This is a genomic window from Paraburkholderia sp. (assembly GCF_035501035.1).
Classification (GTDB): domain Bacteria; phylum Pseudomonadota; class Gammaproteobacteria; order Burkholderiales; family Burkholderiaceae; genus Paraburkholderia.
The window spans coordinates 1-6,241 of record NZ_DATJWR010000475.1 but is presented as its reverse complement, the minus strand read 5'-3'; the positions used below and the strand labels follow the sequence as shown (position 1 = coordinate 6,241).

The window sequence follows — 6,241 nt, the reverse complement described above, 5'->3', positions numbered from 1 at the left end:
ATGCGCCAGCCCCATGGCCTCAAGGCTTATGATAGCAATTCGACCGAATCTTGGTCAGAGGCCTACCCGGCGCCCGCGAGGACGAAATCACTCAGATGGTCACGCGGCATGTCCCGAAAGCCGGCACGGAGGGTGCCGAGCCCACGACGCCACTCTTCCCGTGAGAAAATGCAGTTTCGGATCACGGGAATCATCGTGTAACGTGGGCCGAGGCACTCGATGATTGCGTTGAGGAAGCGCCGATCCGGCACCAGGTATGGCAACAGTATTGCCTCGCTACGAAGCGCTCAGATCACCGTTCACCGCCGGGACGCATCATGTCCGGGATCATCGAGTTCATGATGCGCCGTTTCGGTCTGGGCCACCTACGCATATCGGTTCACGTTGCTGCCAGCAACGCGATCGCGCGGTCTGCCTCTTCCCGTGCGTCGACCGCGATATAGGCGACAAACTGGCTTCCGGACACGCACGCAGAAAGCCCACGCAGATTAATACCCGCGTCACCAATTTTTGCCGTTATCTCCGCAAGGATACCGGGTCGGTCCGGTCCCATGACGCGCACAGAGTGAAGTCTCGACGTGACGCTAAAGCCCACCAGCGAAGCCGCCTCTATCTCTCGATCGCTCTGCAAAGGTGTAAGAAAGACAACTCCCCGGCCGACCTCCTCAGGCGCACGTCGCGCAATCACGAATTGCAGATCGGCGCCGGCGTCGCGAAGTATCGCCAGTACCTCGGCAAGGCCGCCAGGACGGTCCGGGATGCTCGCCGCCCAGACATCGGCATTTTCCACAAGAAGGTTCATGATGAAGCCCCAAACGCTTCGTTCTGAACAGAACTGTAGGTAGCGAAAGCGTCATCTGCAAGCAAAGAAAAGAGCGGAAATCTCACCCTTCCCGTCATCCCCGGACTATCACATCGTGAACGTGGCTACGTTCGCCACACTCCCTGAAGACGCCGAAAAGCGCAGCTTGGAACTATCCGTTACGTAGTCTTAAATTCGTATCAGGGTCGCGCCATATTGCGGTATGCAGGCTGCCACAGGCGCATGCTTGAATATTTATTGAGGAGGAACTGCCATGACGCAAAGCGAGTCGTCGCTTCGTGGTAGCGCGCAGCACCATGGGGTCGATATCTCCGAGGCACAGATCGCTGTTCACTGGCCCGAAGAGGATTATGTCTTGCCGCCCGCGAAGTTCATTGCGCAGGCCAACCTGACAGACGAAGAGGTTTTCTCACGCTTTTCACTCGAGAACTTCCCGGAGTGCTTCAAGGAGTTTGCCGACCTGCTGTCCTGGGACAAGTATTGGGAAACCACTTTCGACTCCAGTCACCCCCCCTTCTGGCGATGGTTCGTAGGCGGCAGACTCAACGCCTGTTACAACTGCTTAGACCGCCACCTGACCCACCACAAGAACAGAACGGCCATCCATTTCGTTCCTGAGCCGGAAGAGGACGCGATGCAACACATCACGTACCAGGAACTGTCTGTACGGGTCAACGAGTTCGCTGCGCTTCTGCGCGACCAGTTTGGACTGGCGCCTGGCGATCGCATCACGCTCCATATGCCAATGGTGCCCGAGTTGCCCATCACCATGCTGGCATGCGCACGGCTCGGTGTCATTCACTCGCAGGTGTTTAGCGGGTTTAGCGGAAAGGCCTGTGCAGATCGGATCGTGGACTCTGAAAGTCGCCTGCTTGTCACGATGGACGCCTATTGGCGTGGTGGCTCACTCATTGACCACAAGGAAAAGGCAGACATTGCGTACCGGGAAGCGCAGGTTGAAGGACACGCGCCAGAAAAGGTACTGATCTGGCAACGCTATCCTGGTCGCTATTCGAGCCCGACTACCCTTGCAGAACGCGATGTTATCGTGAACGACGCCCTCAAGGCCTACCGTGGACGTCGCATTGAGCCAGCATCACTACCGGCTGAGGCGCCCCTCTTTCTCATGTATTCGAGCGGGACCACCGGTCGGCCGAAAGGATGCCAGCACGCCATCGGGGGATACCTTTCATACGTCACCTGGACGGCAAAATACATCGAAGACATCCACCCTGAAGACGTCTACTGGTGCATGGCCGACATCGGATGGATTACGGGTCATTCCTACATCGTGTACGGACCGCTCTCTCTGGGCGCCTCAACGGTCGTCTATGAGGGCGTTCCGACATGGCCGGACGCTGGACGCCCGTGGCGCATAGCGCAACAACTCGACGTGAACATCTTCCACACTTCGCCTACCGCTATCCGTGCCCTGAGGCGCAGTGGGCCGGACGAACCATCAAGGTACGATTACCACTTCAAGCACATGACGACCGTCGGCGAGCCCATCGAGCCCGAAGTCTGGAAGTGGTACCACAGCGTTGTGGGCAAGGGCGAAGCGGTCATCGTTGATACATGGTGGCTCACCGAAACCGGTGGCTTCCTGTGCAGCACTGTCCCGGCGTTGCACAAAATGAAGCCCGGCAGCACCGGTCCCGGCATTCCCGGAATCCATCCCGTCATCTTCGGCGACAATGGCAACGAATTGCCCCGCGGATCGAACAAGGCCGGCAACATCTGCATCCGCAATCCCTGGCCCGGAGCGTTCCAGACGGTCTGGAAGAATCCTGAACGCTACGTGCAGCAGTTCTACTCCCGCTATTGCAGGAACCCGCAGAGTCACGACTGGCGTGACTGGCCGTTCATGGCAGGCGACGGCGCCGTGCAGGCAGCGGACGGATACTACCGCATCCTTGGCCGCATCGACGACGTGATCAATGTCGCAGGCCATCGTCTTGGAACCAAGGAAATCGAATCCGCTGCACTGACCGTCCCGGAAGTGGCTGAAGCCGCGGTTGTGCCGGTTGCAGATGAAGTCAAGGGCAAGTTGCCTGAAGTCTATGTTTCGTTGAAGCCTGGCCTCGGAAGTTCTGATGACATCGCAAGCCGCGTTTCAGAGGCAGTGGTCGACCACATCGGCCCAATCGCGCGCCCGCGCCACGTGATTATCGTGCCCGACATGCCCAAAACGCGCTCAGGCAAGATCATGCGTCGCGTGCTCGCTGCCGTATCGAATCATCAGGACCCGGGCGATGTCTCGACGCTTGCCAATCCGGAAGTTGTCGAAAATATCAGGGCACTTGTCAAATAGCTGCAGCTTGCTTTGCATTGGTGCGGGTCGTTTGCTCGACCCGCACCATACCTCATTCTCGGCCTCACGTGAGTACGCCGTCACGCGAATCAGCAACAACGCACGCGATCAGCCATGGCGGACCGCGTCGGGAAGCTCCACCGACGCCCAGGGTGATATCGTTGCGGCTGCGAATCGCACAGTCCACCCGGGATCTTCAAGAGCGCTTTTCTCCGCGCTGCGGATGGGAGCTTCCGGGTGACCGGCTGTGCGAACGCTGATCAGGTTGGTCACGGGGCACCTGTCCAGCCGTCGCCCCACTCCCTGACTCAACCCTGGTCACCCCGCCGATTGCAGGCGGGTCACTTGCCGGAAAGGTTTCCTCTATCGCCTCGTCAAGCGCGCGGTCAGATACTTGCGCGCTCGGTTCATGATTCTGGTTTGCGCTCGTGGGAGACTCAGTGCGGGCATGCCGCACATGTTTGATGACTCGGGTCATGGCGTTCTGGTTGGTCGCAAAACACTGGCATCTGCGTGCAGACACTCGTCCGCCTCGCACACAGCATGCGATTTATCGGGCTCAACACCGCATCTCCTCTTCAGTCGATCCGGCTTCCCTCCTACCAGGAAACCCACGCTTTTCCCATGCGTTCCGCGAACAATCCACCTCCAGCTTGGATTTTTGAATGATCAGACAACCCGCTCCACAAGAACAACATATGCTGCCTCGCATCATCTGCACTGCGAATGATATGACCAGGCGTCAGTGACTGCAGCGAATTGTTCCTGCCTAGCGGTATCTGGACGCACATCAGTGCTTCTATGGTCCGTAGCCGGTTCGCAGGCGGTGTCCTGGCCAAAACGAATGCACCTGCGCCCCATGAATCAGACCGGGCAGTGCATCAGAGGGGGAAGCGAGCTTCAAAGACACTACCCGAAGCTCGATGAACGGTAGAACAACCGGTGTCATGAAAGACTCCATGCAATCGTTACATGCCAAGGGGCATGAACCATTTCGTCGCAGGAGTCATCAGCCAGAAACGGCAGTTATAGGGAACTCCATCCCTATGTTGAAGATAAATAATCCGCACGGCCCCGTCAAGTCTGAGGCGCTACCGGGTGGCGTGGCGACGCACTGCACAGCGAACTGTCGGGCGACCGCGTAGCGGAAAACATCCGTTGACAGTGTCATCCAATAGAGGGCTCGACCACTAGTTCACGGCAACTGCGCAACCTCCCGCCAGCACGAGCCGTTTTCGTTTCTCGAATATTGCCACTGTCACCGCAGCGCCCATCGTCAGTCGTGTCCTGCGCGGGGAGTGTGGCAATGTCCCAAAGACAGTTGAAGGTTGGGACGGCGGGTGCGGCATAGATTAGGCGGCCTTCAGTTTGTGGTCAACGGGTTTTTCAGGCGGTTTGGCAGTGGGACGCTGCAAGGCCGTGGCCAGCACCCAAAGGTCCTTCACGCCCAGGATCTTGCGGAAGTGTTTCTCCGCTTCGAGGAAACCAGCAGCGGTCCAGCGCAAGACCATGTCGGCATCGCGATAGCGCTTCACTCGCCCGGCGACACGGCGCACTGCGCCGTTCGGATTCTCGATGATGTTGGTCGTCGACAGGCCACGCATGAGCGCCGGCGTGAGTCCAAGTTCGTTCACCGTGAATGTCTCCTCCAGCCCCTCAAGCAGGGCGGCCGAGGCATCCGGATGTTTGGACTTGAGCCACGCCGCGTGCGTTTTGAGCTTGGCCATTCCTTCCTTCGCGGGCAGCTTGTAGGCTGCCCTCATGATCGCCGCGGTTTGCGAAACGCACTCTTTGGGCAGACGTTCGAGGACATTGCGTTGCTTGTGCACACGGCAGCGCTGTACGTGTGCGCGCTCGCCGAAGAGCTCCTCGATGGCCGAGCGCAGTGCCTTGGAGCCGTCAACCACGAACAGGTATTCGTGCTCCGTGGACAGGCCACGCTCGATCAGCCCGCGCAACAGATCCTTGACGACCTGGGCGTTCTCGCTGGACCCGCTCGCGAGTCCCAGGAGGCGCTTGTCGCCAGTGCTGTCCACGCCGATGGCGGCGATAACGTGACGCGAGTCAACGATGATGCCGTCGATGTAAATCGCCAGAAAGTCCTTGTCGTCCAGACGTCGTGCCTTCAGCTCGGCGAGCGCTTTCTCGCTGGCCTTGATGAACTCGCGCGAAACGCTGCTTTTGGAGATGCCCACGGTGCCAGCCATCTCGGGCAGGACCTTGCCATATTTGCGCGTCGCGACGCCCGTCACCATGATCTCGTGCATGCGCTCGCCCAGCCGCGGATTCTCGTTCAATTGCTCGTAGGCCGGAACCTGCACTTCGCCGCCATCGCGGTGCCGCAAGCGCGGGCGCTTGACGCTCAATTTGCGCTCGTCCATCACGATCTGGCCTTGCTGCGAACCATGCCAGCGGATCTCGCCGCCTTTACGACCCGGATGCTTCTCACCCGCAACTTCGGCCGCGGAAATCACCAGCAACTGCTCGACCAGGCCACGGCCGGCCTCGTGCATCAGTTCGTTGATGCTCGCACGAGTATTCTGGAGCAGATCGAGCATCGGCAGCAGGAGCTGACTGTTCTCGGCGAAACAGGCTCGCATCCGGTCTTCGTTCTGCTTGGCGACGATGTTCACCGGCGCGCTGGCCTTGGGGGCAGTTTTCTTGGTACGCTTCATTTGGCGGTTTTCCTTCCGGGGGGGTGGTCGTGGAAACCCGATTCTCCTGGATTCCCACGGGAAACCGCCGCCTTCAACCTTCAACTACGCCCGGGACATTGCCGAGTAAAGCCATGGTCGCAGTCAAGTACGATGATCTTTCTTCAGCTTTCGACTTCGTCAGCTGCGCGGCGCCAATGGAGCATAACGCGTATGTCTCGCTCGATACGGGCAAGGTCTGGTGGATCTCTGATTCCAGCGACGCGTTCGACGACGAGATTCCTGACGACCTTGAAACTTCGGATCGCTACGTTGCGATACCACACAAGAACGAGCTTGAGCTGGGAAGACGTCTCGCCTTGCGCTTTATCGCGCAAGCGTTGCCTGCATGTTACGGCCAGGTCGAAGGATTTTTTCGGCGGCAAGGCGCTTACGCGCGTTTCAAGGATTTGC

Annotated in this window: 4 protein-coding genes and 1 riboswitch; of the genes, 2 read left to right on the top strand and 2 right to left on the bottom strand. The window is 58.9% G+C overall.

The window, feature by feature from the left end; all coding sequences use genetic code 11:
- Positions 1–379 precede the first annotated feature (379 nt).
- Complete coding sequence (locus tag VMJ11_RS32915; RefSeq protein WP_325625278.1) at positions 380–802, bottom strand: ACT domain-containing protein; 423 nt, start codon at positions 800–802, stop codon at positions 380–382.
- 274 nt (positions 803–1,076) lie between these two features.
- Here VMJ11_RS32915 and acs point away from each other — a divergent pair, with 274 nt between their 5' ends.
- The gene (acs, locus tag VMJ11_RS32910) at positions 1,077–3,134 is read left to right on the top strand and encodes an acetate--CoA ligase (RefSeq protein ID WP_325625276.1); all 2,058 of its coding nucleotides are present in this window, start codon (positions 1,077–1,079) and stop codon (positions 3,132–3,134) included.
- A gap of 993 nt (positions 3,135–4,127) precedes the next feature.
- A riboswitch (Fluoride riboswitch) is annotated at positions 4,128–4,189 on the bottom strand.
- Positions 4,190–4,486: 297 nt separating this feature from the next.
- On the opposite strand, the gene VMJ11_RS32905 is transcribed toward acs, so the two are convergent.
- Complete coding sequence (locus tag VMJ11_RS32905) at positions 4,487–5,809, bottom strand: IS256 family transposase (protein WP_325625274.1); 1,323 nt, start codon at positions 5,807–5,809, stop codon at positions 4,487–4,489.
- A 113-nt stretch (positions 5,810–5,922) separates the two neighbouring features.
- On the opposite strand from VMJ11_RS32905, the gene VMJ11_RS32900 reads away from it, so the two are divergent.
- On the top strand, positions 5,923–6,241 hold a 319-nt coding region (locus VMJ11_RS32900; RefSeq protein ID WP_325625272.1), incomplete at its 3' end, for a hypothetical protein.